This window comes from Mycobacterium sp. NGS62, assembly GCF_059812285.1.
On sequence record NZ_JCALCK010000004.1, the window covers coordinates 224,758 to 251,423 of the forward strand.

The window sequence follows — 26,666 nt, forward strand, 5'->3', positions numbered from 1 at the left end:
CGAGCGGGGGCCATGACGTGCTGTTTCGGCGAGCGCCGGTTCCTAGCCCGACAGCGACTTTCCGGCGCAGTGCAAGTCGTTGCAGGCCTCGATGACCCGCTCGGTCATCGAAGCTTCGGCCTTCTTCAGATAGCTACGCGGGTCGTAGACCTTCTTGTTGCCGACCTCGTCGTCGACCTTGAGCACGCCGTCGTAGTTGCTGAACATGTGCCCGGCGACCGGGCGGGTGAACGCGTATTGGGTGTCGGTGTCGACGTTCATCTTGACCACGCCGTAGCCCAGCGCCTCTTCGATCTCCGACTCCGCCGATCCGGAGCCGCCGTGGAACACGAAGTCGAACGGCTTGGCGTCGTCGGATAAGCCGAGCTTGGCCGCCGCCACCTTTTGGCCCTGGGCCAGGATGTCGGGACGCAGCTTGACGTTGCCGGGCTTGTAGACGCCGTGCACGTTGCCGAACGTCGCGGCCAGTAAGTACTTTCCGTGTTCGCCGTGGCCCAGCGCGTCGATAGTTTTCTCGAAGTCGTCCGGTGTGGTGTACAGCTTGTCGTTGATCTCGTTGGCGACGCCGTCCTCTTCGCCGCCGACGACGCCGATCTCGATCTCCAGGACGATCTTGGCGGCCGCCGCGTCCTTGAGCAGCTGGCGGGCGATGTCGAGGTTCTCGTCGATCGGCACTGCCGAGCCGTCCCACATGTGCGATTGGAACAGCGGGCTCTTGCCGGCCGACACCCGCTCCGAAGAGATCGCCAGCAGCGGCCGCACGTAGCCGTCCAGCTTGTCCTTGGGGCAGTGGTCGGTGTGCAGCGCCACGTTGATCGAGTACTTCTCGGCGATGATGTGGGCGAACTCGGCCAGCGCCACCGCGCCGGTCACCATGTTCTTGACGCCGAGACCGGAAGCGAACTCCGCACCACCGGTGGAGAACTGGATGATGCCGTCACTGCCGGCGTCGGCGAACCCCTTGATCGCGGCGTTGACGGTCTCCGAAGATGTGCAGTTGATCGCCGGGAAGGCGTAGCAGTTCTGCTTGGCCCGCTCCAGCATCTCGGCGTAGACCTCGGGTGTTGCGATCGGCATGGAACTCCTCCTGAGCTGGTGTGAAGCGGGCCGGCGGCGGCTGCACCTGAAGACGTGTCCGCCCAGTATCGCAACACCGCGCGGGCGTCGAGACCCCACCCGGGCCGCGTCTGGTCAGAGCGGGCCCCGGACGCCGGTATCTTGGGTCCTCATGGACACCGCCGTGCTGGCCTTGCCCGACCTGATGGACCCGATGTATTGGATCGGTCCGCAGGGCCTGTTCGCGTCGGCGGTACTGCCCGCCATCCTGCTCATCGTCTTCATCGAGACCGGCCTGCTGTTCCCGTTGCTGCCCGGCGAGTCGCTGCTGTTCACCGGCGGACTGCTGGCCGCGCACGGGACGATGAACATCTGGGTGCTGGCCCCGGCGGTCGCGCTGGTCGCGGTGCTCGGTGACCAAACCGGGTATTTCATCGGTCGCCGGATCGGGCCGGCGTTGTTCAAGCGGGAAGATTCCCGCTTCTTCAAGCAGCATCACGTGACGGAATCGCACGCGTTCTTCGAGAAGTACGGCCCGATGGCCATCATCCTGGCCCGGTTCATGCCGTTCGTGCGCACCTTCACCCCGGTAGTCGCCGGGGTGTCCTACATGCATTATCCGACGTATCTGGCGTTCGACATCGTCGGCGGCATTGCCTGGGGTGGCGGTGCGACGGTGGCGGGCTACTTCCTGGGCAACGTGGACTTCGTCCATCGCAACTTGGAAGCGATCATCCTGTGCATCCTGTTCGTGTCGATGTTGCCGGCGTTGATCGCGGTCGGGCGGAGCTATCTGAACCGCCGGCGGGCAGCCAAGACCGACCCCGAGCAGCTCACGGTTCCCGAGTAGCCGCTAGTCCAGCGCGACGGTGAAATCGCAGCCGGTCTTGGCGCGCACGTCCTCGACCGTCACTCCGGGATGCAGTTCTGTGAGGGTCAGCCCCCGGTCGGGTTCGACGTCGAAGACGCACAGGTCGGTGATGATCATGTCCACGACGGCCTTGCCGGTGATCGGCAGCGTGCATTGCTTGAGGATCTTCGGGCTGCCGTCTTTGGCGGTGTGATCCATCACGACGATCACCCGCTTTACGCCCGACACCAGATCCATGGCGCCGCCCGGCCCTTTGACCATTTTGCCCGGCACCATCCAGTTGGCCAGGTCGCCGTTCTCTGCGACCTCTAATCCGCCCAGGATGGACAGGTCGATGTGGCCGCCGCGGATCATCGCGAAGGAATCGGCGCTGCTGAAAAAACTCGAACCGGCAAGCGTGGTGATGGTCTGCTTGCCGGCGTTGATGAGATCGGGGTCTATCGCATCTTCGGTCGGGTAGGAGCCGATACCCAGTAGGCCGTTTTCCGACTGCAGCGTCACGCTGATGCCCGACGGAATGAAATTGGCCACTAGTGTGGGAATCCCGATGCCCAGGTTGACGTAGTAGCCGTCGCGCAGTTCCATGGCGGCCCGCGTTGCCATCCGCTCGCGAATCGGACTGTCGTGCTTGAGAGCGGAACCGCTTGCCACCGTACGGAATTCGATGCGCTTCTCGTAGCTGGGCCCTTCGATGATCCGGTCGACATAGATGCCGGGAGTGTGAATCTGATCGGGATCCAAGTCACCGACTTCGACGAGCTCCTCCACCTCGGCGACCGTAACCGTGCCACAGGTGGCGATCATCGGATTGAAGTTGCGCGCGGTCTTGCGATAAACGAGATTACCGGCAGTGTCGCCCTTCCACGCCTTGACGATGGCCACATCGGCGCGAATGCCCTCTTCCAGAACATATTCGGTGCCGTCGAAGACCCTGGTGTCTTTGCCCTCGGCGAGATTGGTGCCGTAGGCGGTGCGGGTGTAGAAGCCCGGAATGCCTGCTCCGCCGGCGCGCAACTTCTCCGCCAGCGTCCCCTGCGGAGTGAGGGCGAGGTCGAGTTCGCCTGACAGAACCTGGCGTTCGAACTCCTTGTTCTCGCCGACGTAGGAGGCGATCACCTTTTTCACCTGCCTCGCCTTGAGGAGCAGGCCCATACCGAAATCGTCCACACCGGCGTTGTTTCCGACGATCGTGAGGTCCTTGACACCGCTGTCCACCAGAGCCTGGATCAGGTTTTCCGGAATGCCACACAGGCCGAAACCGCCTGCCGCGACGGTGATCCCGTCCTTCAGCAGGCCGTCCAATGCGGTCTCCGCGTCGGGATGGACTTTAGTCATTTGCGCCACTCCTCCTCATCGCTTCGCTCTGCATCGTCGTCGCGCGAGTCATCAGGTATTCCTCTCTACTGCACTGACTGCATGGGCGGCCTCCATCAGCATCCAGCCGGACAGTTGCACCGACAGATCACGCTCGGCGACCTCGGAGCCGGTCACGGCGCCCTCGACGAACTCGGCCTCTTTGCCGCCCGTCGACGGCAGGTCGGCGGTGCGATCCCAGAACGGTCCGAACAGCGGCAGCCCCTGCACCGACTGCCGGTAGTCCCAGGCCGACTGCGCGGAGTCCAGCACCAACTCGCGAGCGGTGTCGCGGGCCGCGGCGTCTTCGACCGACTCCCCCGGCAACGTGGTCGCGACCAGCGCCAAGTAGCGGGCGGTGACTCCGCCGAACAGTCCCCCGTCGCCACCGCCTTCGCCCTTGAGCACCCCCGCCGGCGCCATGTGCTCCTTGACCGCGTCGACCAGCCGGTGCACCCGCGGCGCGTGTCGCGGATCGCCGGTGCGCGCGGCCAATTCGGTCTCCAGCCCCAGCACCACGCCCTGGCAGTAGGTGTACTGGGCGCGGACCAGCGAACCGGCTTTGATGCCGTCGAACACCAGATGCGTCTTCGGGTCGATCAGCGTGTTGTTGATCCAGTCGGCCATCTGTTGCGCGCGCTTGAGCCGGTCGCCGTAGCGGGCCAGAAAGATTCCGGCCGGACCATTGCCCGGGGCGTTGAAGAACTGGTCCTGTTTGCGCCAGGGGATGCCGCCGCCATCCTCGGGCACCCAGGCTTTGACGAACTGGTCGGTCAGTGTGTCAAGGGCGCGATGCCGGTCGACGCCGACAAACCGGGACGCCCGCTCGAGCGCCAGCGCCAGCCAGGCCATGTCGTCGTAGTAGTCGTTGACCCATCGCCCGACGTTGCGCAGCCGATGTGAGCGGATCTGGCGTTTGATCTCTTTGTGACGCTCCGGTGTTGGGTCGCGTAGTTGGGCGTCGACCAGACAGTCCAGCAGGTGCGCCTGCCACCAGTAATGCCAGTGTCCGAACAACCGGTCACGTCGCAGCGGCGGCCAGGCCACCACGCCCAACTGGGTGCCCGGCAGCGCCCACAGTCGTCTGAGGTGCCGGGCGGTCACCGCCGCTTCGGCGCTGGCCGCCCGGTTGGCCCATAGCTGATCCATATGCACTGATCCTAAGTTGATTGCCCTTACCAGGCTTTCGCGACGTCTCCGTGTTGGGTGATCCAGGCGTGCATGGCGATCCCGGCGGCCACCGCGACGTTGATGCTGCGCGTCGAACCGAACTGAGCGATCGAGACGGTCAGCGCCGCGCCCGCGCGGGCGTCGTCGCTGATGCCGGGCCCCTCCTGGCCGAAGACCAGCAGGCAATTGCGTGGCAGTGGCGTCTGTTCCAGCCGGGCGGCCCCGGGGACGTTGTCGACGGCCACCACGGTCAGCCCGGCGCCGGCAGCGAAATCCAGCAGGTCGGCGATGTGGTCGTGATGGGACAGCCGCTGGTAGCGGTCGGTCACCATGGCGCCGCGGCGATTCCACCGGCGGCGGCCCACGATATGCACGGTGTCCACCGCGAACGCGTTGGCGGCGCGCACCACCCCTCCGATGTTGGCGTCGTGGCCGAAGTTCTCGATCGCGATGTGCAGCGGATGCCTGCGCTGGTCGATGTCGGCGATGATCGCCTCCCGCGTCCAGTAGCGGTAGGCGTCGACGACATTGCGGGTGTCACCGTCACGCAGCAGTGCCGGGTCATACCGCGGATCGTCCGGAAAATCTCCCACCCACGGGCCCACCCCCGCACTGGGTACGCCCCACTCAGTCGGACCGGGCTCGGTCATTGTGTGGTCCACACCGCGGCGTGGGTGCCGACCACCGCGACAGTCGCGTAAAGCAGCGCCTGGTTGATCTCGCCCTGGGTGCACAGCGACGCGTCGACGTGTACAGCGTCCAGCGACGCCTCGGGCAACAGCAACACCGACGACCCGTACGCCGAGCAGGCGGCGTTGAGCCCCGGCGGGGGCAGGGTTGGGGTGGCCAGCAGCATCATCGGCCCATCGCGGGCAGCCGACTCCTCGCGGTAGCGCGCCGCAACAGTGTCAGCGACCAGGCCCAGCAGCATATAGCCGTTGCCGCTGAACACGGCCGGGTCGCCCAGCGACTCTTGAGTCAACTGGGTGCCGTCGGCGCGCCAGGCCGACACGCTGGTGGTCTTGACCACCATGCCGATGTCGTTCTCCTTGGTCGGCAGCATGCCCACCGGGAACGTCGCCGGATACGCGGCCGCGGTGCCGGCGATGCGGTCCCGCGGCGAATACATGTACACCCCGCGCACCGCGCTGCGGTCCTTCAGCGGGCCCAGACACACCGTGCCGGTCAGCCGGTCCGGCGTGGGTGCGGAAAGATGTTGCACAACAACATTTTTCACACCTCCGCAGCTGCCGATGCCGGTGGCCTCCATCGGGTGGGCCAGCGCGCCGTAGAACCCGAACCGGAAGTCCTCGGGCTTCGCGTGCGCTGCAGCCGGGTCGGTCGGAGCGGCGTCGATGTCGACCAGAACGTAGTCGGCATTCCAACGCAGATTGGACATTGCGACGTTCCAGCCCAACACTGCCAGCGATTCGCCCAGCAGAACGGACTGCGCGCCGTAAACCCGATCATCGTGTGCTGCACCCGAACAGCCCGACACCAGTGCCAGCGTCGCCACTATTGCGATCAGAGCCCGCACGGTGCGAAGCGGGTCGCCGCGCGACAATTAACGCAGTCCTAGATCCGCGAGATTCAGCACGCTGCGGTAGGGCAGGCCTTCGGCTTGAATCGCTTCGGCCGCGCCGGTCGCACGATCCACCACCGTCGCCACGCCCACCACGTCGGCGCCGGCGTCGCGCACCGCCCGTACCGCAGTCAGCGCCGAAGCGCCGGTGGTACTGGTGTCCTCCACCACCAGCACCTGCTGGCCGGAAATATCGGGTCCTTCGATAAGACGTTGCATGCCATGGGCTTTCACCGACTTACGCACGACGAACGCGTCGATCGCGCGTCCCGGGGCATGCATGACGGCAGCGGCGACGGGATCGGCGCCCAACGTCAGACCGCCAACGGCCGAGTACTGCCAGTCTTGGGTGAGTTCGCGCATCAACCGGCCGATCAGCGCGGCGGCGCGGTGATGCAAGGTGGCCCGGCGCAGATCGACGTAGTAGTCGGCTTGCTTGCCCGACGACAAGGTGACGCGGCCGCGCACCACCGACAGTCGGCGCACCAGGTCGGCCAACTCGTCGCGGTCGGCGGGCTCAGGTGCGGCCACGGCCCCGACCGATCACATTGGTAAAGCCGCGGACCAGGCTCCGCGGCGCCATCCGCCCCGCCGTGGTGAGCGCCTTGTATTGCAACCCCGGAACGCTGATCACCTTGCCGCGCGCGATATCGGCCAAGCTTTCCCGGATCACGTCGTCGACCTCGAGCCACATGAACGACGGCATCGAGGCCATGTCGATGCCCGCGCGGCTGTGAAATTCGGTGTGTACGAAGCCCGGACACACCGCATGTATGCCCACCCCGGTGCCCTTCAGCCCACCGGCCAGCCCTTCGGTGAACGACACCACCCAGGCTTTGGACGCCGAGTATGTCGACCCGCGACCCGACACCAGTCCGGCGACGCTGGCGACATTGATGACGGTGCCCGAACCCGCGTCGACCATGGCCGGCAGCGCGGCACGGGTCAGCTGCATCACCGCGGTCACATTGACATCCAGCTGGGCTTGTAGCAGCGCGGGATCGGCGGTCCAGAATTCGCCGGAGGTACCGAAGCCGGCGTTGTTGACCAGTACTTCGACGCCGGCTGCGAGCCGCTCGGCGACCTTGCCGCGATCAGCAGCGTCGGCCAGGTCGGCCGGGAGTACCTCGACCGCGCGGCCGCCTTCGTCGCGCAGTTCGGCGGCCAGTTGCTCCAGTCGGTCAGCATCGCGGGCAACCAGTACCAGGTCGTGGCCGTCGGCGGCGAAGCGACGGGCGAAGCCTGCGCCGATCCCCGAGGTGGGCCCGGTGATCAGGGCGACGGGCGACGGCATGACCGACAGCGTAGCTGTCAGGTATCAACGCTGATAATGCGTGGCCTGGTAGCCGTTGCTGGGTGGCGGCGGGCGACGGACGGCCTCGTCAGGTGCCCGCCGCGCCGGCTCGGATCGCCCGGAGGCTTCGGCGCGCTTCGGTGCCGCCTCCGCCCGGGCGGTCGGGGCCAGCGGGCGACTCGGCGCGGCATTACGGCGGCCGGCCGACTGGGTCAGCGCGGCCTGCTTGGGCACCGGCGGCAACACCCGCAGCAAGTCGTTGAACTGGCGCACGGTGCGCAGACCCTCGTCCCACTGGGCGCGGGTGCTGGCGATCGGCATGCTGACCAGTGTCCAGTTCTCCTCGTTCCACATGATCTCGGCGCAGTCCGGTGCGGTGTGGGCGAAGGTGACCATCCGGCGGTCGCATGCGCGCCGGGCCGCGTCCAGGTTGGTGGAGTACACCATCCGCGGCCCGATCGCACCAAGCAGCCAAATGTCGTTCTCCCGCGGCTCTTTCAGACCTTTGAGCCGGACGTCGACCACGACGTTGGTGCCCACCTTGCGGTGCAGCGCGATCACCGTGGCGACTTCCTCGAGGTCGAAGATGAACACCGCTTCGCCGCGGATCTGGCCCAGCACCACGTTGCGGGCCGGGATGTCGCCGACGGTCGACATCACGCCGCGCTTCCAGCGCTGAAGGATGCCGGTGGATTCCGGTTCGTAGTCGAACCCGTGCGACCGCGCCCAGGATTTGCGGCGCCGGCCCCGCCCGCGGCGTCGATCGATGTCGACGTAAAGCAGCACCACCGCGCCGACGAAGCACAGCGCGGAGAGCGTGAACCAAAGCGGGACCATCGCACGTAGCCTACTTGCTTTTCGTGGAGAATCACGAATGCTTGCAGGTCACAACCCCATCACACCCCCGGGTGCCCAACGTCGACTTGTTGGGCGATTTCCGAGAAATGTCCACAACAAGTCGACGTTCGAGCTCATCCGAGAATGAGGGCCTCGCCGTCGGGGCTGACGTTGACCGGCACCGTATCGCCGTCGTGCACCTCGCCGGCCAGCAGCATCTTGGCCAGCTGGTCGCCGATGGCCTGCTGTATCAGCCGCCGCAGCGGACGCGCCCCGTAGACCGGGTCGAACCCGCGCTGCGAGAGCCACTTCTTGGCCTGCAGCGACACTTCCAGCTGTAGCCGCCGCTGCGCCAGCCGCTTGCTCAGCTGCTCGAGCTGGATGTCGACGATGTGCACCAACTCTTCGGGGTTGAGGCCTTCGAAGATCAGCACGTCGTCGAGCCGGTTGATGAATTCCGGCTTGAACGTCGCCCGCACCGCGGCCATCACCTGCTCCTCGCTGCCGCCCGACCCGAGGTTGGACGTCAGGATCAGGATCGTGTTGCGGAAGTCGACGGTACGGCCCTGCCCGTCGGTGAGCCGGCCCTCGTCGAGGACCTGCAGCAGCACGTCGAACACGTCCGGGTGGGCCTTTTCCACCTCGTCGAAGAGCACCACCGTGTAGGGCCGCCGGCGGACCGCCTCGGTCAGCTGACCGCCCTGGTCGTAGCCGACGTAGCCGGGCGGCGCTCCAACCAGGCGGGCCACCGAGTGCTTCTCGCCGTACTCGCTCATGTCGATGCGGACCATTGCCCGCTCGTCGTCGAACATGAAGTCGGCCAGCGCCTTGGCGAGCTCGGTCTTGCCGACACCGGTGGGGCCGAGGAACAAGAATGCCCCGGTCGGCCGGTTGGGGTCGGCGACGCCGGCGCGTGAGCGCCGGACCGCGTCGGACACCGCCTGCACCGGCTTCTTCTGGCCGACGACGCGCTTGCCCAACTCGTCTTCCATCCGCAGCAGCTTGGCGGTCTCGCCTTCGAGCAGCCGCCCGGCCGGGATGCCGGTCCACGCGCTCACCACGTCGGCGATGTCGTCGGGCCCGACCTCCTCCTTGAGCATGACGTCCTCGCGGGCCTGCGCGGACGGCAGCGCCGCGTCGAGCTTCTTCTCGACCTCGGGGATGCGGCCGTAGCGCAGCTCGGCGGCCTTGGCCAGGTCGCCGTCGCGTTCGGCGCGGTCGGATTCGCCGCGCAGCGTGTCCAGTTGCTCCTTGAGCTCGCGGACGACGTCGATGGCGTTCTTCTCGTTGTGCCAGCGGGTGGTGAGCTCGGCCAACTTTTCTTTGTGGTCGGCCAGTTCGGCGCGCAGCTTCTCCAACCGTTCGCGCGACGCCTCGTCTTCCTCTTTGGCCAGCGCCATTTCCTCGATCTCGAGGCGGCGGACCAGCCGTTCGACCTCGTCGATTTCAACGGGCCGCGAGTCGATCTCCATTCGCAGCCGCGACGCGGCCTCGTCGACCAGGTCAATGGCCTTGTCCGGCAAAAACCGCGCGGTGATGTAGCGGTCACTCAACGTGGCCGCGGCGACCAGCGCCGAGTCGGTGATGCGCACCCCGTGGTGCACCTCGTAGCGGTCCTTCAAGCCGCGCAGGATCCCGACGGTGTCTTCCACCGACGGTTCACCGACGAAGACCTGCTGGAAGCGGCGTTCCAGGGCGGCGTCCTTCTCGATGTGCTTGCGGTATTCGTCGAGCGTGGTGGCGCCGACCAGCCGCAGCTCGCCGCGGGCCAACATCGGCTTGATCATGTTGCCGGCGTCCATCGCCGATTCGCCGGTGGCGCCCGCGCCGACGATGGTGTGCAACTCGTCGATAAAGGTGATGATCTGTCCGGCGGAGTTCTTGATGTCGTCGAGCACGGCCTTGAGCCGTTCCTCGAACTCGCCGCGGTATTTGGCGCCGGCCACCATCGAACCCAGGTCCAGCGAGACGACGGTCTTGTCGCGCAGGCTCTCCGGCACGTCGCCGGCGACGATGCGTTGGGCCAGGCCCTCGACGATCGCGGTTTTGCCGACGCCGGGTTCACCGATGAGCACCGGGTTGTTCTTGGTGCGACGGCTCAGCACCTGCACGACGCGGCGAATCTCGTTGTCGCGGCCGATGACCGGGTCGAGTTTGCCTTCGCGGGCGCGCGCGGTCAGGTCGGTGGAGTACTTCTCCAGCGCCTGGTAGGTGGCCTCCGGGTCGGGGCTGGTGACCCGGGCGCTGCCGCGGACCTTGACGAATGCCTCGCGCAATGCTTGCGGGGAGGCGCCGTGACCGGTCAGCAGTTTGGCGACCTCGGAGTCGCCGGTGGCCAGCCCGACCATCAGGTGCTCGGTGGAGACGTACTCGTCGTCGAGCTCGGTGGCCAGCTGCTGGGCGGTGGTGATCGCCGCCAGCGATTCGCGCGACAGCTGCGGCTGCGAGCTGGCGCCGCTGATTTGCGGCAGCCGGTCAAGTAGACGCTGGGCTTCGGCGCGGATGGTGGCGGGCTCGACGCCGACAGCCTCCAGCAGCGGCGCGGCGATCCCGTCGTTCTGCGTCAGCAGCGCCAACAGCAGATGAGCGGGCCGGATCTCGGGATTACCGGCGGCGGAAGCCGCTTGTAACGCCGATGTCAGCGCCGCTTGTGCCTTGGTTGTCGGGTTGAAAGAGTCCACGACACCTCCGTTCGGGGTCTAGTAAAAAATGCTTGTCGCGTTGTTCAACGCCGTCAAGGTTGAGTCTGTTCCGCTCAAGTCTATCGGGATACTGAGCGGCCGGCTACCGTGCTGGCGTGACAGGCAGCTGGGGTTCGGCGCTGACCGGACTTCTTTCCCTCGCGCTGGTGATCAGCCTTTCGCCGCTGTCGATCATTCCCGCCGTGCTGGTATTGCACGCTCCGCGACCGCGGGCGACCGGGCTCGCGTTTCTCGGCGGTTGGTTGGTGGTCCTGGCTGGGCTGACGGCTCTGTTCGTCGCGATCTCCGGGTTGCTCGGCGGCCTGCAGAAGTCGCCACCGGCGTGGGCGTCGTGGTTGCGAATTGTCCTCGGTTCAGCGCTGATCCTCTTCGGCATCTACCGGTGGCTGAGCCGCCACCGCCACACGGAGACGCCGCGATGGATGCAGTCGCTCACCACGCTCACGCCGATCAGGGCCGGAGTGACGGGGGCGGTGCTGGCAGTGGTCCGGCTCGAGGTGCTGCTGATCTGCGCCGCGGCCGGTCTGGCGATCGGCAGCGCCGGCCTGGGCGCCACCCGCGCATGGATCTCGGCGGTGTTTTTCGTCGCGGTCGCCGCGTCGTCGGTCGCCATTCCGATCCTGGCCTACGCCGCTGCCGGTGAGCGCCTCCATGAGCCGCTGGGCCGACTCAAGGATTGGATGGAGCGCCACAACGTTGCGATGCTCGCGGTGATCCTGGTTCTGATCGGTTTGCTGGTGCTCTACAAGGGAATTCACGCCCTCTAGGCCGAAGCCTTGTTCGCTGCGGCGACCACGTGCCTAAACAGGCCTAAAATCGTCGGCCGTGGGCCTAGACGACCGAGATGCGCTGCGGGTGTTGCACGCCGCGTTCGACGGCGAGGCCCCATCCGACGCCGACGGGCTAATCGGCCAGTTCTATGCCCGCTGGTTTTCCCTCGACGTGGCACTGCGCGATTTGTTCCCGCCGGACATGGCCGGACAACGGGCCGCGTTCGCCCACGCGCTGCATTGGGTGTACGGCGAACTGGTCGCGCAGCGCGCTCAGTCGCCGGTGGCGTTTTTGGCTCAGCTGGGCCGCGATCACCGCAAATACGGCGTCATCCCCAAGCACTACGAGACGTTGCACCGCGCGTTGTATGCGACGCTGCGCGACAGGCTGAGCCACGTCTGGACCGATGCCGTCGACGAGGCCGCCCGGCAGTCACTGAACCTGATTACCGGGGTGATGAGCGGTGCCGCCGACGCCGATGAGGGCCCCGCCTGGTGGGACGGCACCGTGATCGAACACCTGCGGGTGTCGCGCGATCTGGCGGTGGTGCGGTTGCAGTTGAACCGGCCGCTGCCCTATCACCCCGGCCAGTACGTCAATGTTGCGGTCCCGCAATGCCCGCGGCGGTGGCGTTACCTGACGCCGGCTATCCCGTCGGATGACAGTGGCGCCATCGAATTCCATGTCCGGGCGGTTACCGGCGGCCTGGTCAGTACCGCCATCGTCGGCGAAACCCGGCCTGGTGACCGGTGGCGGCTGTCCAGTCCGCACGGTGGGATGCACGTCGACCGCGACGGCGGCGACGTGCTGATGGTGGCCGGCAGCACTGGCCTGGCGCCGCTGCGGTCGATCGTTATGGACCTCGCCCGCTTTGGGCAGAATCCGCGGGTGCACCTGTTTTTCGGCGGCCGCTACCCCTGCGAGCTCTACGACCTGCCCACGCTGTGGCAGATCGCGGCGCACAACCCGTGGCTGTCGGTGTCCCCGGTGTCGGACTACGCCGGTGACCCGGCTTGGGCCGCCGACTACCCCGACGTGACGCCGCCGCGCGGGCTGCATGTGCGGCAAACGGGCCGACTGCCCGACGTGGTGACCCGATACGGCGGCTGGGGCGATCGCCAGATCCTGATTTGTGGTGGACCGGACATGGTGCGCGCCACCAAGGCGGCGCTGATCACCAAAGGAGCGCCGCTCGAGCACATCCAACACGACCCGCTGCACAGCTAGGTCCGCGTCGACCCGCTGCGCCCGGCTTCGCCGCGGTTGCGATCGCCGCCTAGGCTGGCCGACGTGCACATCGTCACGCTGCGTGACCCGTCGTCAGCCGTGCAGGCCCAGTTCGTGCCGGACGCCGGGATGATCGGCGTCTCACTCACAGACTCCGGTGTGCAACTGCTCGGCCAGCGCCGCGGGCTGGACGCCTACGTCGCCGACGGTAAGACGATGGGCATCCCGATGCTCTACCCGTGGGCAAATCGGTTGGGGGGCAACACCTATAGCACAGAGGGCGAGACGGTTACCTTGACACCGGGCAGCAATGGTGTGCGGCCCGACCCGCACGGTTTGCCGATCCACGGTGTGCTGGCGGCGTATCCACGCTGGCGGGTGGTGGCCGAATCCGAGAGTGAACTGACCGCCGAGGTCGATTTCAGCGCGGATCCTGAGTTGCTGTCCAGCTTCCCGTTCCCGCATCTGCTGGCGTTGACGATTCGACTCTCGCAGCGGACGCTGACGCTGCGAACGGCGATCACACCGACCGGGAACGCCGCCGTGCCGCTGTGTTTCGGCTTTCATCCGTATCTCCAGTTGCCGGGCGTGGCGCGCAGCGAGTGGATCATCGAGACTCCGCCGCTGCGGCACCTGAGCCTCGACGAACGCGGTCTGCCCACCGGTGAGTCGTCGCCGCAGCCGGCAGGCAGAGAAGCTCTGGGCGACAAGACTTTCGATGACGGCTACGACCAGGTCGCCGACGACGCGGCGTTCGCGGTCTCCGGTGGCGGCCGACGCATCGAAGTGCACTTCGAGCTGGGCTATCCCGCGGCGCAGATCTTCGCTCCGCCCGGCGAGGACGTGGTGTGCTTCGAGCCGATGGCCGCCCCGACTGACGCGTTACGACGTGGCGGCTACCGGGCGGCGCAGCCGGGCGACTCGGCCATCGCCCAGTTCTCGATTCGGATCTAATCGCGAAACAGAAGCCAGGGTCGTAGAACAGCGAAAATTACAGCCCTGGCTTCTGTTTGGCGGCATAGAAGTCAGCGCGGCCGGCGGGGTTGCCAGACCACCACCGCGGTGCTCTTGGGCACGACGGCGACATCACGCCGTTGAGTGGCCCGCAATGCCTCGATTTCAGCGGCCATCTCGCGGAGCCGCGATTGCAGCGCCTCGACTTGATTGGTCAGCTCGATAATCCGTTTGATGCCGGCCAGGTTGACGCCTTCATCTTGGGAGAGCCGCTGCACCTCGCGGAGCAGTTCGACGTCGTGCTGCGAATACCGCCGTCCGCCACCGGAACTGCGCTGCGGACTGACCAGTCCCAGCCGGTCGTAGGTGCGCAGGGTCTGCGCATGCATGCCGGCCAGCTCGGCGGCCACCGAGATCAGAAACGTGCGGGCGTCTTCTTTCTTAGCCATCAGCGGTTACCTGCCCATCCGGCCCGCGGGTCGAAGCCGCTGGACCGCTCGGCGGCCGCGTAGGCCTCTAACGCATCCTGGGCGGCACCTTCGAGGTTCGGCGGGACAGCGACTTTGACGGTGACCAGCAGGTCGCCGCTACCGCCGGCGCGCTTGGGCACACCGCGCCCACGTACCCGCAAAATGCGGCCGTCGGCGGTGCCCTTGGGCACCCGAACACCGACCCGCCCGTCCAGCGTCGGCACCGAAAGCGTGGTGCCCAATGCCAATTCGGAGAAGCTGACTGGAATCGTCACGGTCAGGTCATCGCCGTCGCGGCCGAAGACATTGTCCGGCCGCACATGCACGGTCACGTACAGGTCACCTGACGGGGCGCCCCGCAGCCCGGCCTCGCCTTGGCCGGCCAGCCGGATCCGTTGTCCGTCCTCGACACCCGGCGGGATCCGCACGTTGATGGTGCGGGTGCGGGTGGTGACACCGGTGCCCTTGCACTCGTCGCAGGGGTGCTCGATGATCGACCCGCTGCCGCGGCAATCGGTGCAGGGTTCGGAGAAGCCGAACGCGCCCTGGTTGCGGCTGATCACCCCGGAGCCGTTACACGTGGCGCAGACCTTGGGGCTGGTTCCCGGGCGCGCGCCGCTGCCATGGCAATTCGTGCACGGCGCAGGGCTGGTGAGCCGCAACGGCATCGCCACGCCCTTGGTGGCCTCCAGGAAGCTCAGCTCAGCTTCGGTCTCCAAATCGTTGCCACGCCGTGGCCGGCTCGGACGTGGGGCTCCGCCCCGGCCGAACAAGCCGCCGAACAGGTCACCGATATTGGTGCCGCCGCTGCGGCCGGCGGCGTCGAACAAATCGTTCAGGTTGAACTCGGCGCCGTCGCCGCCCACGTTGAAGCCGCCGCCGAAGTCGCCGCCGTTGAACCGGCGACCGAACCCGCCGCCCGCGAACAGGCGGCGGGTTTCGTCGTACTCCTTGCGCTTGGCCTGATCCGTCAGGACTTCCTTGGCCTCCGACACCGCCTTGTAGCGGTCTTCGGCCGCCTTGTTGCCAGGGTTGCGGTCGGGATGGTTCTCGGCGAGCAGCTTGCGGGCCACCCGCTTGATTTCGTCTTGGCTGGCGTCAGGGGAGACGCCTAACTCCTTGTAGAAGTCCTTTTCGACCCACTCCCGTTGGGCCATTGCGCGTCACCCCCTCTCACCTTTCTGCATTTGTCTCGTCGTTAATTCTCCGTTGGTTCTGATTCTGCGGTCTGCTCGGCGTTATTGGCGTCGTTATCGGCTGTGTCGGCGCCGTCTTCCGGGACGGTGTCGACGACGCCGACCATGGCGTGCCGCAAAATCTGGTCACCGAGTTTGTAGCCCTGCCGCATGACGTTGCCGATCACCGGCCTCGAGCCTTCGCCCCCGTCGCCTTCGTGCTGGACCGCCTCGTGCAGCTCCGGGTCGAAGTCGTCGCCCTCGGCGCCGAACGCCGCCAGGCCAAGCCCGGTCAGCGTGCTGGTCAGCTTGTCGGCGACCGCCTTCAGCGGACCTGACTCCAGATCACCGTGGCTGCGTGCCCGGTCGAGATCGTCGAGCACGCCCAGCAATTGACTGACCACTCCTGCCTTGGCGCGGTCCGCCGCCGCCTGCTGGTCGCGCAGCGCCCGCTTGCGGTAGTTGGCGAAGTCGGCGTGCGCCCGCTGCAGATCGGCGGTCAACTCGGCGACCTTGTCGGCATCCGCCGGCCCTTCGGACCCGGCGGCCTCCGGTGGCGGCCCGCTTGGGGCCGCACCGGAAGCCACGTGTCGTACCTCGCCGGTCTCGGGATCAACCCGCCGCTTGTCGGTGACGGTTACCGGTTCGTGTGGGTTGCCTTCGGTCACTTGGCCTCCCGGTCATCATCGACCACCTCCGCGTCGACGACGTCATCGGCTCCGCTCGGTCCGGCCTCAGCGCCGCCGCCGCCGGCAGCCTGCTCGGCTTGGGTGGCCTCGTAGATCGCCTGGCCCAGCGCTTGAGACTCCTGGCCCAGCTTCTCCATCGCGGCCTTGATCTCCGCGATGTCGGTGCCTTCCAGCGCCTTCTTCGCCTCGCCAATCGCCGCGTCGACCTTGGTCAGGGTGTCCTCGGGGACCTTGGATCCACCCTCGGCCTCGCGCTGGTCCTTGACGAACTTCTCGGTCTGGTAGACCAGCGATTCGGCTTGGTTGCGGACGTCGGCCTCCTCGCGACGCTTGCGGTCCTCATCGGCGTGCGCTTCGGCGTCCTTGATCATCCGGTCGATCTCCTCCTTGGACAGGCCGGAGCCCTCCTGGATTTTGATCGTGTTCTCTTTGCCGGTGCCCTTGTCCTTGGCGGTGACGTGCACGATGCCGTTGGCGTCGATGTCGAAGGTGACCTCGATCTGCGGAACACCGCGCGGTGCCGGCGGAATACCGGTCAACTCGAAGGAGCCGAGCAGCTTGTTGTGCGAAGCGATTTCGCGCTCACCCTGGTAGACCTGGATCTGCACCGACGGCTGGTTGTCGTCGGCGGTGGTGAAGGTCTCCGACCGCTTGGTCGGAATCGTGGTGTTGCGCTCGATCAGCTTGGTCATCACGCCGCCCTTGGTCTCGATACCGAGACTCAGTGGTGTGACGTCAAGCAGCAGAACGTCTTTCACTTCGCCCTTGAGCACACCGGCCTGCAGCGCAGCACCCACCGCGACCACCTCGTCGGGGTTGACGCCCTTGTTGGGCTCCTTGCCGCCGGTCATCTCCTTGACCAGTTCCGACACCGCGGGCATCCGGGTGGAGCCACCCACCAGTACCACGTGGTCGATCTCGGACACCGCGATGCCAGCGTCCTTGATCACCGACTGGAATGGGTTACGGGCGCGGTCCAGCAGATCTTGGGTGATCTTCTGGAACTCCGCACGGGTCAGCTGCTCGTCGAGGAACAACGGGTTCTTGTCGGCGTCGACGGTGATGTAGGGCAGGTTGATCGAGGTGCTGCCAGACGACGACAACTCGATCTTGGCCTTCTCGGCCGCTTCCCGCAGCCGCTGCATGGCCATCTTGTCCTTGGTCAGGTCAATGCCGCTGCTGCCCTTGAACTTGTCGACCAGCCATTCGACGATCCGGTCGTCCCAGTCGTCGCCGCCGAGGTGATTGTCACCGGAAGTCGCGCGGACCTCCACGACGCCCTCGCCGATCTCGAGCAGCGAAACGTCGAAGGTGCCGCCGCCCAGGTCGAACACCAGAATCCGCTGTTCCTTCTCGCCTTTGTCCAGCCCGTAGGCCAGCGCGGCCGCGGTCGGCTCGTTGACGATCCGCAGCACGTTCAGCCCGGCGATCTGGCCGGCCTCTTTGGTGGCCTGCCGCTGAGCGTCGTTGAAGTAGGCGGGTGTGGTGATCACCGCGTCGGTGATGTCCTCACCGAGGTAGGCCTCGGCGTCGCGCTTCAGCTTCATCAGAACCCGGGCGCTGATCTCCTGCGCGGTGTATTTCTTGTCGTCGATCTCAATCGACCAGTCCGTGCCCATATGCCGCTTGACCGACCGGATGGTGCGGTCGACATTGGTCACTGCCTGGTTCTTGGCGGGCTGACCGACCAAGACCTCGCCGTTGCGGGCGAACGCAACGACCGATGGTGTGGTCCGGGAGCCCTCGGAGTTGGCGACGACGACGGGGTCACCGCCCTCCAGAACTGCGACGACGGAGTTGGTGGTCCCGAGGTCGATACCGACCGCACGAGCCATAGTGAATCCTCCCTGATAATCGAGCCTTGTCAGTTGCACTACGCTGAGTGAACCTCGCTCAAGACTGCCTCCGCTGCGGCGGTGCTGTCAAGCCAAAGGTTGAGTCTGGTGCGCTCAGGTTGTCGATTGTCTCAACGGTGTGACCCGGGGGTTTGTTCCCGGCGGGCCAACGCGGCTTGTCGGCAGACCGCGGCCGACCGCCGTTATGCGTCTAATCAGGTACATCGGCGCTGATGGCGCGTAAGATCAGCGAGGCTCACCGCCGCTGTGCGGCATGTTGCGACGACAGGAGTGAGCCGATGTCCACACCCGAAGGATTCAACCCGGCTAACAACCCCCCGTCGGAATCCAACCCCGCCGGTCAAGGTGGCTACTACCCGCCGCCCGGCGGCTCCGGGACCAGCTTCGACCTGCGCACGATAGTGCCCGGCGGTCTGATGGCCATCCTCGGCGCCCTGTCCTACTTCATCTTCAGTTTCTTCGCCTGGTACAAGGCCACGGTCGACGTCGGGCTCCTCGACGAAGACATCCGAACGCTCAGCAGCAATGCCTGGAGTCGGGCCAGCGGCGTATGGAGCGTGCTGATCTTTCTGCTCGTCGCGGTCGTGTTCGTCGTCAGGGCGCTCAAGATCGTTCCACCGAAGATTCCGCTGGAGATGATTGCCGCGGGCCTGGCCGTGGTCGCCGACATCTTCTTCCTCGTCGCGCTTATCGATGTACCGAACCCGAATATCGGTGGCCCAAACCCGTTCTCGCGGGGATGGGGCCTATGGGTCGAGCTCGTGATCGCGTTGGTCATCAACGCCGGTGTGGTGCTGCAGTTCATCAAAACCGGCGGGATGGCGTCGGCGCAGCGTGGTCTGTCCGGTCTGCAGCAGCGCGCCTCGGGGCCGCAAGGCGGTTATCCCCAGCAGCCACCACCGCCCGGCGGATACCCGCCGCCGCCCCACGGCGGCACGTCTTAGGGCCGCATCACGTAGGCGCCGTCGTAAGCCTTGACCTGCTCCCAAACCCGGTCAAAGCGGTCGGCGTCCACGACCGGCCTGCGCACCGCCGATAGCGCCCATTCCTGTTGTGCCGAAGTGGAACTCGGTTTGCCATGCAACGCGACGCCATGCGCGGAAAAATCGCGGATCTGGACGTCGAAGATCTGGTCCACCAGGTCATGATCTAGCCCGATCAGCTCGGCCTGTTCAAGAATCAGCTGCCCGTAGACAACAAGGGTGAACAGGTGACCGACGACGAGGAGAAAGTCGAGGTCGCGCATCTGGTCCGGGGCCGGTGCAGCCGTGACCAGCAATTCTTTCAGCGCACCGGCCTGCTCATAGAAGCGCGCGACATTCGGTACATCCTGGAATTTTTCGTAGCTGGGGGCCCAATCGGCGAATTGCACCTTGGACGCGCCCCGGGCCGGACCTTGCGCCCAGAAGAACACGTCATCGGCCGGGTCGTTGCGGGTGCCGATCTCTGGATAGTCGGTCGGGTTGAACATGTAGTTGGGCATGAACTTCAGGATCTGCGCCACATTGACGTGCACCGTGCCTTCGAGCCGCGGCAACGCGCCGATCAGCCGCGCGACCTGGCAGAAGTAGGTGTTCTTCTCAAAGCCCTTGGCGGCCAGGATATCCCACAGCAGGGTGACAACTGTCTCGCCCTCCGACGTCACCTTGGACTTGGTGACCGGATTAAACAGTAGGTATCGCCGGTCGTCGCGGCTGGCGCTGCGAAAGTAGTCGATCGCGCGGTCGCTGAACAGCTTCATCGCGACCAATCTCGCGTAGGCCTCCACGAAGCCGGCGCGCACATGCGGGAAGTCGGTGACCGGGTTGCCGTAGAGGATGCGGTTGTTGGCATGCGTGATCGCCTCGTAGAAGGCGTGCTCGCACATGCCGATTGAGCCGCTGCACAGGTTGAACTTGCCGACATTGACGGTGTTGAGTGCGACCGAGAACGCGTCGGGTCCGGTGCACAGGATGTCCTCCTCGTGCACCGGGTAGTCGTTGAGCCGGAAGTTGCTGACATACATCTGGCCGTGCACGACGTTGCCGATGAGTTCGTAATTCTCGTGAGTGCTGTCTGCGACGAACCACACGTAGCCGTCGGCGCCATCGACGTCGGCGCGGCGCGAGAACACCGACACCATACCGGCCACGTTGCCGTTGCCGATGTAGTACTTCTCCCCCGAGGCGCGGAAGACAACTCCCTCGTCGCCATCGTCGCTCGCGGGTGCCAGAACCATGTCGGTGTTGTAGATGTCCGCGCCGTGCTCGCGCTCGGAGAGCGCGAATGCCATCACGCCGCCCGCCTCGAGTTGCTCCGCCGCGCGCTCCTTGGCCTTGATGTTGTCGCTCTGCCAGATCGGCCCGAGGCCCAGGATCGTGACCTGCTCCGCGTACCAGTACGCCAGCCCGTAGAACCCGAAGATCTCGCTGAGCGCCGCATTGCGCGAGGTGTCCCACCGCTTGTGCGGGTCACCACCGCCATACTCCGACGGCGTGAGGAAGGTGGCGAAGATTCGCTCTCGCTTGATGAAGTCCAGGAAGTCCGAGACCCATGCGGCGTCCAGATCGTCCTGTAGGAGCTTCCGCTTGCCGCGCCCTTCGAACCAGTCGATCAGGGCCCGGAGTTGACGCCGCGTCTCGGGGTCGAACTGGCGCGGGTCGTAGGCGTTCGGGTTGAACAACAGTCCGCGGGAGTTCGCCATGGCGTTTGAATCTAGCAGTCGGTAGCGCCGAGAAGATCGAAAACTGCAGCTCAGCGAATGCCGGACCATCCAGGCAGGGCAGTCGGATACCCTTTCCCCCAGCCCGTTGCCCGGGTGCCCCCGGCGTCACCGCGTTACGCCCGGTCACGACGATAGGAATCCGATGCCACCGCTGCCCGATGCGCCGACGCCGGCAGTACGCCAGGCGGCCCCGGACTTCTTGACTCGCGAAGACGCCGGGTACCACAAGGAGCTGCGTCCGCGGCAACTGCAGATGATCGCGATCGGCGGCGCCATCGGAACCGGCTTGTTTCTGGGGGCCGGCGGGCGGCTGGAGTCGGCGGGGCCGGGGTTGTTCCTGGTCTACGGGATCTGCGGCGGCTTCGTGTTCCTGATCCTGCGCGCGCTCGGCGAACTGGTCTTGCACCGCCCCTCGTCGGGATCGTTCGTCTCTTACGCCCGCGAATTCTTCGGTGAGAAGGCGGCCTTCGTGGCCGGCTGGATGTACTTTCTGAACTGGTCGATGACCGGGATCGTGGACTCCACCGCGATCGCGAATTACTTCCACTACTGGACGACGTTCCACGTGATCCCACAGTGGACTCTCGCGCTGATCGCGCTGGTGGCGGTGGTGTCGGTGAACATGATTTCGGTGAAACTCTTCGGGGAGCTGGAATTCTGGGCCGCGCTGATCAAGGTGGTCGCGCTGATGACGTTTCTGGTCGTCGGGACGGTTTTTTTGGCGGGGCGTTACCAGGTCGACGGCCAGGACACCGGGTTGAGTCTGTGGTCCGATCACGGTGGGTTCCTGCCGACCGGTCTGCTACCGCTGGTGCTCGTGACTTCCGGAGTCGTATTCTCTTATGCCGCAGTCGAGCTCGTCGGCACCGCTGCCGGGGAAACGGCCGAGCCGGAGAAGGTCATGCCCCGTGCCATCAACTCAGTGGTGGCCCGCATCGCGATCTTCTACATTGGGTCGGTTGCGCTGCTGGCGCTACTGCTGCCGTACACCGCCTACAAAGAACACGAAAGCCCGTTCGTCACATTCTTTTCCAAGATCGGCTTCGGCGGCGCGGGGACGCTGATGAATGTGGTGGTCCTGACCGCAGCGTTTTCCAGCCTGAACGCCGGGCTGTATTCCACTGGCCGAATTCTGCGTTCGCTGGCGATCAACGGCAGCGGCCCGAAATTCACCGCGCGAATGTCGAAAAACGGTGTGCCCTATGGCGGTATCCTGCTGACCAGCATGATCGGACTGTTCGGAGTCGTGCTCAATGCGGTCAAACCGGGCCAGGCCTTCGAAATCGTGCTCAACATCGCGGCTATGGGGGTGATGGCGGCCTGGGCCACGATCGTGGCGTGCCAGCTGTGGCTCTACCGGGCGGCGAAGGCAGGGAAAATGCAGCGGCCCCATTTCCGGATGCCGTTAGCTCCCTACAGCGGCTACGCCACATTGGCCTTCCTGGCGGCGGTACTGGTGCTGATGATGCTCGACCATCGGCGCGGCCACTGGATCATTGGCACGCTGGCGGTGGCGATCCCGGCATTGATCGGCGGTTGGTACCTGGTCCGCCACCGGGTAATGGCTACCGCTAAGGAGGGAAACCGATGAGCCGCAACCGATATGCGGCCACACCGCCGCTCTACGGAATGGTGATGGTCTTTCTCGCTATCGCGATTGTCGCCGTCACCGCATATCTGCACGCCGGCTGGTGGTCGATTCTGGGCTACGGAGCCGCCGCCGTGATCGCGGTGACGGGTTTCGCGCTCGCCTTCCGGGACTTCTCGTAATGAACGAAAGGATGATGTCGTGGCCGTCGGCCTGACCTACCAGGACAAGATCGCCGTCCTGGACCTCGGTGACGACGAAAACCGGTTCTCGCCGGTATTTCTCGACGAGCTGAACTCTCACCTCGACGAGATCGTCAGCAACGGTGCGGAGGGCCTGGTCACCACAGCAGCCGGCAAGTTCTACACCAACGGGCTGGATCTGGACTGGCTGGCCGCCCATGGTGAGCAGACCCAATGGTACGTCGGGCAGGTGCAGGCCTTGCTGGCCCGGGTATTGACGCTGCCGATTCCCACCGCGGCCGCTGTGGTCGGCCACGCGTTCGGCGCCGGAGCAATGTTGGCCCTGGCACACGACTTTCGGGTGATGCGGGCCGACCGCGGCTACTTCTGCTTTCCCGAAGCGGATATCCGCATTCCGTTCACTCCCGGTATGGCCGCGCTGATCCAGGCCAAACTCACCCCGCAAGCGGCGGTCGCCTCGATGACCACCGGACGGCGCTTCGGCGGGGACGATGCGGCGAGCCACGGCCTGGTCGATGCGACCGCACCCGAAGGTGCCGTGACCGCCGCTGCCGTTGACCTGCTGCGGCCACTCGGCGGGAAGGATCCCGGCACGCTGGGCGCAATCAAGCAGACGATGTTCGGCGCGGCCGCTGAGGCGCTGATCGCGGATGCCGCTGCATCCTCGGATTAGCCGGAAATTGAGTGTGCACTCAGGGATTTGAGTGTGAACTCAGGGATGGCTGAGGGCGAAAATCCCGCCCGCGTTTCACACTCGAATCCCACGATTCACACTCGAAGCCCAGCATTCACACTCGACACTGCTGCGTCGTCCTCCTCCGGGTCGTCCCAGAGCAGCAGTTGACGCACCGCCGGACGTGATCCGTAGGGCTGCAGCATCTGACTGGCCGGGCGCGGACGCACCCGCTGCGGCCACCAGAACCAGCGTCCCAGCAGCGCTGCAATGGACGGCGTCATGAACGAGCGGACGATCAGGGTGTCGAACAGCAAGCCCAGCGCAATCGTGGTACCGACTTGGCCGAGAATCACCAACGCGCTGAAGGCGAACGACGACATGGTGGCGGCAAACACCAGGCCGGCAGTAGTGACCACCGAACCGGAGCCGGCCATCGCGCGGATGATGCCCGTCTTCAACCCCGCGCCGATCTCCTCTTTGAACCGGGAGATCAGCAGCAGGTTGTAGTCGGATCCGACCGCCAACAGCAGGATGACGGCCAGCGCCAGCACAACCCAGTACAACTGCATCCCGAGGATGTCCTGCCAAACCAGGACGGAGAGCCCGAATGAAGCGCCCAACGACAGCGCCACCGTGCCGACGATGACGATCGCCGCGATCAGGCTTCGGGTGATGAACATCATGATGAGCAGGATCAAGCTCAGCGCGGCGATCCCGACGATCATCAGGTCGTATTTGACCGAGTCCTGGATGTCTTTGTAGGTCGCGGCGGTACCGGCGAGATAGATGTGGGAGCCCTCCAGCGGCGTCCCCTTGACGGACTCTTTGGCCGCCCTTTTGATGGCGTCGATATGCGAGATGCCCTCGGGCGTTGCGGGATCACCTTCATGGGTGATGATCATCTGCGCCGCTTTGCCATTCGGCGACATGAAGAGTTTCAGCCCTCGCTTGAAATCGGGGTTCGAGAACACCTCGGGAGGCAAGTAGAAGGAGTCGTCGTTTTTGGCTTTGTCGAAGGCTTGCCCCATTGCGGCCGGGTTGTCATTTGCGAAGGCCGACTGATTGTTGATCCCCGAGTTGGTCGCGTAGTTGGACAGCGTCAGCTCCAGATTCGTCATCTGACTTTGGATTTGGGGCGGGATCAGCGCTACCAGTTGGGGCTGGAGCGCATCCAATTTATCCAAAGACGCGGTAATCGCTTCGAACTGCTCAGTGAGTTCGTCGATGCCGTCGATGGCGTCGAAGACGTTTCTCAGCGCGAAGCAGACGGGAATGTCGTAGCAGTGCTTTTCCCAGTAGAAATAGCTGCGGATGGGCCTGAAGAAGTCTTCGAAGTTGGCGATCTTGTCTCTCAGGTCAGTGATTGTGCCGATCGTGTCATGAAAGCTTTGAGTCTGCTCGTGCGTAGCAGCGGCAGTTTGCTGCTGGAGGGCATACTGCTGCTGCAGGATGTCGATCGTTTTTCTTAGCTCGCCGGCCTGCTTGAGCAAGTCGCTAGCACGGTCTTTTTGGTACTTCAGGTTCATGACCTGACTTACGCTTTGCTGGCTGAGCTGAAACGGGATCGAGCTGTGGTCGAGCGGTGTCCCCAACGGCCGGGTAATCGCCTGCACCTTCGCGATGCCGGGGGTGTGGAAGACGTTTTTGGCGACCCGTTCCAAGACGAGCATGTCAGCGGGGTTGCGCAGGTCGTGATCCGCCTCGACCATCAGCAACTCGGGATTCAGCCGGGCCTGTGAGAAGTGCCGCTCTGCGGCGGCATATCCGACCTTGGCCGGGGTGGCGGCCGGCAAGTATGGCTTGGAGTCGTAACTTGTCTTATATCCCGGTAGGGCAAGCAGACCGATAAGCGCGACCGCGATTGTCACCACGAGGATAGGTGCCGGCCAGCGCACGATGGCGGTACCGATGCGCCGCCATCCCCGGGTCCTCATGGTGACCTTGGGTTCGAGGAGACCGAACCGGCTGGCCACCGCAAGCATGGCGGGCGCCAAGGTCAGCGCGGTCAGCACCGAAACCAGCATCCCCACCGCAGAGGGAACGCCCATCGACTGAAAATAGGGCTGCCGCGCGAACGTTAGGCAATACACCGCGCCGGTAATCGTCAGGCCCGAGCCCAACACGACGTGTGCGGTGCCGTGAAACATCGTGTCGAAGGCTGTTTCTCGATCTTCGCCGGCTCCGCGCGCCTCGTGATACCGGCCCAGCACAAAGATCGCGTAATCCGTGCCGGCGGCGATCGCCAGCAGCGTGAGGATATTGACCGAGAACGTGGAAAGCCCAATCAAACCGGAGTTTCCCAGCACGGCAACGACTCCCCGCGCCGCAGCCAGTTCGACGAGGACCGTGACAAGTACCAGCATTGTGGTGACGATGGAACGGTAAACCCACAGCAACATCGTCACGATCACCACGAACGTGATCAGCGTGACCTTGAGGATGCCTTTGTTGCCGACCTCGAACTGGTCGGTGATCAGCGGCGCCGCGCCTGTGACATAAGCCTTGACACCCTCGGGCGCGCGCGTGTGATCGACGATGTCGCGAACCGCGTCGACGGACTCGCCGGCCAACGCGTCGCCTTGATTACCGGCCAGGTACACCTGAACCAACGCGGCCTTACCGTCGTTGCTTTGCGAGGCCGACGCCGTCAGCGGATCGCCCCAGAAGTCCTGGATGTGTTCGACGTGCTTGGTGTCCTGCTCGAGTCGATGGATCAGGGTGTCGTAAAACCGGTGGGCGTCGTCGCCGAGGGGCTTGTCGCCCTCCAGCACGATCATGGCCGCGCTGTCGGAGTCGAATTGTTCGAACACCTTGCCGATGTGTTTCATCGCCTGCAACGCCGGTGCGCTCGGGGAACTCATGCCCACCTGATGCGCCTTGGCCACGGTCTCCAGATTCGGTACCGCAACGTTGGTGAGGGCAGCCACGCCGACCCACAACAGGATGATCGGCACGGCAAGCCGGCGGATGGTGTGCGGCACGAAGCGCCGCGGGGCGTGGTGGTTGCTCATCCGGATTTGTCGAGGCAGTAGGTGTAGGCGTTCACTTCGTTGACGGTCCTCTCGTCCTTGACCTCGTCATTGATGATGATGCGGCAGCCGAGCGTGCTGCTGTTGCCTTGCGCGGTCAGGTTGGCAATGACCGCGGGATCGGTCGTGATGTCCTCGTATTTCCACGGCAGCGGAGCGTGGTCGACTCGCTGTGGCACCGCGTGGATGTCTTGATAGTTGATGGTGGCCACCGCTCCCGGGTCACCGAAAACCTCGTAGACCACGCGCTTCGGATTGAACGGAACGCTGTCATTCAGGACGCCACTCGGAGTGGACGTGTCGTTGTGCGAGCCGAAGATGCCGTGCAGCCGATATACGCCGAAACCCGCGAGCGTCACCACCCCGACGGTGATCAGCACCATCCACCAGCGCCTGACCAGGCCGAAGACTGAACGCCGCTTCACCCGTTGGCCTTTCGATCACCGGTGACGCCGAGGT

The 26,666-nt window shown here is 65.3% G+C and carries 24 protein-coding genes; 8 read left to right on the top strand and 16 right to left on the bottom strand.

The genetic code is table 11. The annotated features are described in order from the left end of the window. Positions 1-42: 42 nt before the first annotated feature. Positions 43-1,077, bottom strand: coding sequence for a class II fructose-bisphosphate aldolase (fbaA, locus tag AC5Y49_RS13175; RefSeq protein WP_499887618.1), 1,035 nt, complete (start codon positions 1,075-1,077; stop codon positions 43-45). Positions 1,078-1,228: 151 nt separating this feature from the next. Between fbaA and AC5Y49_RS13180 the strand changes: the two genes are divergently transcribed. Further along, positions 1,229-1,906 (top strand): DedA family protein, encoded by a 678-nt coding sequence (locus AC5Y49_RS13180; protein ID WP_499887620.1) that lies wholly within the window; start codon positions 1,229-1,231, stop codon positions 1,904-1,906. A gap of 3 nt (positions 1,907-1,909) precedes the next feature. Here the strand turns inward: AC5Y49_RS13180 and AC5Y49_RS13185 are convergent, their stop codons facing one another. From AC5Y49_RS13185 to clpB, 8 genes are all read right to left on the bottom strand, one after another. Next, a complete protein-coding gene (locus AC5Y49_RS13185; RefSeq protein ID WP_499887622.1) occupies positions 1,910-3,262 on the bottom strand; it encodes a 3-oxoacid CoA-transferase in 1,353 nt (450 codons plus the stop codon). Between the two features lie 51 nt (positions 3,263-3,313). Beyond that, positions 3,314-4,429, bottom strand: coding sequence for a glycoside hydrolase family 76 protein (locus AC5Y49_RS13190; RefSeq protein ID WP_499887623.1), 1,116 nt, complete (start codon positions 4,427-4,429; stop codon positions 3,314-3,316). 26 nt (positions 4,430-4,455) lie between these two features. Next, on the bottom strand, positions 4,456-5,100 hold the full coding sequence (locus tag AC5Y49_RS13195) for a TrmH family RNA methyltransferase (protein ID WP_499887625.1): 645 nt from the start codon (positions 5,098-5,100) through the stop codon (positions 4,456-4,458). After that, positions 5,097-5,987 carry a hypothetical protein gene (locus AC5Y49_RS13200; RefSeq protein WP_499887627.1) on the bottom strand — a complete coding sequence of 297 codons (891 nt, stop codon included), beginning with the start codon at positions 5,985-5,987 and terminating at the stop codon, positions 5,097-5,099. Before AC5Y49_RS13200 ends, AC5Y49_RS13195 begins: the two co-directional genes overlap by 4 nt. A 27-nt stretch (positions 5,988-6,014) precedes the next feature. Continuing rightward, complete coding sequence (pyrE, locus tag AC5Y49_RS13205; protein WP_499887629.1) at positions 6,015-6,563, bottom strand: orotate phosphoribosyltransferase; 549 nt, start codon at positions 6,561-6,563, stop codon at positions 6,015-6,017. Continuing rightward, positions 6,550-7,326: an SDR family NAD(P)-dependent oxidoreductase gene (locus tag AC5Y49_RS13210; protein ID WP_499887631.1), complete on the bottom strand. Its 777-nt coding sequence runs from the start codon at positions 7,324-7,326 to the stop codon at positions 6,550-6,552. The genes pyrE and AC5Y49_RS13210 overlap by 14 nt, the downstream gene beginning before the upstream one ends. A 24-nt stretch (positions 7,327-7,350) precedes the next feature. After that, positions 7,351-8,163 (bottom strand): trehalose monomycolate transport factor TtfA, encoded by an 813-nt coding sequence (ttfA, locus tag AC5Y49_RS13215; RefSeq protein ID WP_499887633.1) that lies wholly within the window; start codon positions 8,161-8,163, stop codon positions 7,351-7,353. 134 nt (positions 8,164-8,297) lie between these two features. Then, on the bottom strand, positions 8,298-10,844 hold the full coding sequence (clpB, locus tag AC5Y49_RS13220; protein ID WP_499887635.1) for an ATP-dependent chaperone ClpB: 2,547 nt from the start codon (positions 10,842-10,844) through the stop codon (positions 8,298-8,300). Between the two features lie 116 nt (positions 10,845-10,960). Between clpB and AC5Y49_RS13225 the strand changes: the two genes are divergently transcribed. The 3 genes from AC5Y49_RS13225 (at position 10,961) to AC5Y49_RS13235 (ending at position 13,817) form a co-directional block, all read left to right on the top strand. Then, positions 10,961-11,632 carry a GAP family protein gene (locus AC5Y49_RS13225; RefSeq protein ID WP_499887637.1) on the top strand — a complete coding sequence of 224 codons (672 nt, stop codon included), beginning with the start codon at positions 10,961-10,963 and terminating at the stop codon, positions 11,630-11,632. A 58-nt stretch (positions 11,633-11,690) separates the two neighbouring features. Next, a complete protein-coding gene (locus AC5Y49_RS13230) occupies positions 11,691-12,863 on the top strand; it encodes an FAD-binding oxidoreductase (protein WP_499887639.1) in 1,173 nt (390 codons plus the stop codon). 63 nt (positions 12,864-12,926) lie between these two features. Continuing rightward, positions 12,927-13,817: an aldose 1-epimerase gene (locus tag AC5Y49_RS13235; protein WP_499887641.1), complete on the top strand. Its 891-nt coding sequence runs from the start codon at positions 12,927-12,929 to the stop codon at positions 13,815-13,817. Positions 13,818-13,888: 71 nt separating this feature from the next. Here the strand turns inward: AC5Y49_RS13235 and AC5Y49_RS13240 are convergent, their stop codons facing one another. From AC5Y49_RS13240 to dnaK, 4 genes are read right to left on the bottom strand one after another with little or no spacing between them, the layout of a single operon-like run. Continuing rightward, positions 13,889-14,266 (bottom strand): heat shock protein transcriptional repressor HspR, encoded by a 378-nt coding sequence (locus tag AC5Y49_RS13240; RefSeq protein ID WP_499887643.1) that lies wholly within the window; start codon positions 14,264-14,266, stop codon positions 13,889-13,891. Then, a complete protein-coding gene (gene dnaJ, locus AC5Y49_RS13245; protein ID WP_499887645.1) occupies positions 14,266-15,444 on the bottom strand; it encodes a molecular chaperone DnaJ in 1,179 nt (392 codons plus the stop codon). Before dnaJ ends, AC5Y49_RS13240 begins: the two co-directional genes overlap by 1 nt. A 41-nt stretch (positions 15,445-15,485) precedes the next feature. Further along, positions 15,486-16,130 (bottom strand): nucleotide exchange factor GrpE, encoded by a 645-nt coding sequence (gene grpE, locus AC5Y49_RS13250; RefSeq protein ID WP_499887647.1) that lies wholly within the window; start codon positions 16,128-16,130, stop codon positions 15,486-15,488. Continuing rightward, complete coding sequence (gene dnaK / locus AC5Y49_RS13255) at positions 16,127-17,986, bottom strand: molecular chaperone DnaK (RefSeq protein WP_499887649.1); 1,860 nt, start codon at positions 17,984-17,986, stop codon at positions 16,127-16,129. Before dnaK ends, grpE begins: the two co-directional genes overlap by 4 nt. Before the next feature lie 299 nt (positions 17,987-18,285). On the opposite strand from dnaK, the gene AC5Y49_RS13260 reads away from it, so the two are divergent. After that, complete coding sequence (locus AC5Y49_RS13260) at positions 18,286-18,951, top strand: hypothetical protein (protein WP_499887651.1); 666 nt, start codon at positions 18,286-18,288, stop codon at positions 18,949-18,951. Here AC5Y49_RS13260 and AC5Y49_RS13265 read toward each other — a convergent pair. Next, positions 18,948-20,690, bottom strand: a complete 1,743-nt coding sequence (locus AC5Y49_RS13265) for an acyl-CoA dehydrogenase family protein (RefSeq protein WP_499887652.1) — start codon at positions 20,688-20,690, stop codon at positions 18,948-18,950. The genes AC5Y49_RS13260 and AC5Y49_RS13265 overlap by 4 nt on opposite strands. A 163-nt stretch (positions 20,691-20,853) precedes the next feature. Between AC5Y49_RS13265 and AC5Y49_RS13270 the strand changes: the two genes are divergently transcribed. The 3 genes from AC5Y49_RS13270 to AC5Y49_RS13280 are packed head-to-tail and all read left to right on the top strand — an operon-like array spanning position 20,854 to position 23,175. Continuing rightward, positions 20,854-22,302, top strand: a complete 1,449-nt coding sequence (locus AC5Y49_RS13270; RefSeq protein ID WP_499887654.1) for an amino acid permease — start codon at positions 20,854-20,856, stop codon at positions 22,300-22,302. After that, a complete protein-coding gene (locus AC5Y49_RS13275) occupies positions 22,299-22,481 on the top strand; it encodes a hypothetical protein (protein WP_499887655.1) in 183 nt (60 codons plus the stop codon). The genes AC5Y49_RS13270 and AC5Y49_RS13275 overlap by 4 nt, the downstream gene beginning before the upstream one ends. A gap of 19 nt (positions 22,482-22,500) precedes the next feature. Further along, positions 22,501-23,175 carry an enoyl-CoA hydratase-related protein gene (locus AC5Y49_RS13280; RefSeq protein ID WP_499887657.1) on the top strand — a complete coding sequence of 225 codons (675 nt, stop codon included), beginning with the start codon at positions 22,501-22,503 and terminating at the stop codon, positions 23,173-23,175. A 95-nt stretch (positions 23,176-23,270) separates the two neighbouring features. Here the strand turns inward: AC5Y49_RS13280 and AC5Y49_RS13285 are convergent, their stop codons facing one another. Both AC5Y49_RS13285 and AC5Y49_RS13290 read right to left on the bottom strand, forming a co-directional pair. Next, positions 23,271-26,189 carry an MMPL/RND family transporter gene (locus AC5Y49_RS13285; RefSeq protein ID WP_499887659.1) on the bottom strand — a complete coding sequence of 973 codons (2,919 nt, stop codon included), beginning with the start codon at positions 26,187-26,189 and terminating at the stop codon, positions 23,271-23,273. Continuing rightward, positions 26,186-26,632, bottom strand: coding sequence for an MmpS family transport accessory protein (locus AC5Y49_RS13290; protein ID WP_499887661.1), 447 nt, complete (start codon positions 26,630-26,632; stop codon positions 26,186-26,188). Before AC5Y49_RS13290 ends, AC5Y49_RS13285 begins: the two co-directional genes overlap by 4 nt. Positions 26,633-26,666 lie beyond the last annotated feature (34 nt).

Bases quoted from the DNA above. Each gene is read 5' to 3' on its own strand.
- fbaA (WP_499887618.1), bottom strand. From the start codon at position 1,077: ATGCCGATCGCAACACCCGAGGTCTACGCCGAGATGCTGGAGCGGGCC.
- AC5Y49_RS13180 (WP_499887620.1), top strand. From the start codon at position 1,229: ATGGACACCGCCGTGCTGGCCTTGCCCGACCTGATGGACCCGATGTAT.
- AC5Y49_RS13185 (WP_499887622.1), bottom strand. From the start codon at position 3,262: ATGACTAAAGTCCATCCCGACGCGGAGACCGCATTGGACGGCCTGCTG.
- AC5Y49_RS13190 (WP_499887623.1), bottom strand. From the start codon at position 4,429: ATGGATCAGCTATGGGCCAACCGGGCGGCCAGCGCCGAAGCGGCGGTG.
- AC5Y49_RS13195 (WP_499887625.1), bottom strand. From the start codon at position 5,100: ATGACCGAGCCCGGTCCGACTGAGTGGGGCGTACCCAGTGCGGGGGTG.
- AC5Y49_RS13210 (WP_499887631.1), bottom strand. From the start codon at position 7,326: ATGCCGTCGCCCGTCGCCCTGATCACCGGGCCCACCTCGGGGATCGGC.
- ttfA (WP_499887633.1), bottom strand. From the start codon at position 8,163: ATGGTCCCGCTTTGGTTCACGCTCTCCGCGCTGTGCTTCGTCGGCGCG.
- AC5Y49_RS13240 (WP_499887643.1), bottom strand. From the start codon at position 14,266: ATGGCTAAGAAAGAAGACGCCCGCACGTTTCTGATCTCGGTGGCCGCC.
- dnaJ (WP_499887645.1), bottom strand. From the start codon at position 15,444: ATGGCCCAACGGGAGTGGGTCGAAAAGGACTTCTACAAGGAGTTAGGC.
- dnaK (WP_499887649.1), bottom strand. From the start codon at position 17,986: ATGGCTCGTGCGGTCGGTATCGACCTCGGGACCACCAACTCCGTCGTC.
- AC5Y49_RS13260 (WP_499887651.1), top strand. From the start codon at position 18,286: ATGTCCACACCCGAAGGATTCAACCCGGCTAACAACCCCCCGTCGGAA.
- AC5Y49_RS13265 (WP_499887652.1), bottom strand. From the start codon at position 20,690: ATGGCGAACTCCCGCGGACTGTTGTTCAACCCGAACGCCTACGACCCG.
- AC5Y49_RS13270 (WP_499887654.1), top strand. From the start codon at position 20,854: ATGCCACCGCTGCCCGATGCGCCGACGCCGGCAGTACGCCAGGCGGCC.
- AC5Y49_RS13275 (WP_499887655.1), top strand. From the start codon at position 22,299: ATGAGCCGCAACCGATATGCGGCCACACCGCCGCTCTACGGAATGGTG.
- AC5Y49_RS13285 (WP_499887659.1), bottom strand. From the start codon at position 26,189: ATGAGCAACCACCACGCCCCGCGGCGCTTCGTGCCGCACACCATCCGC.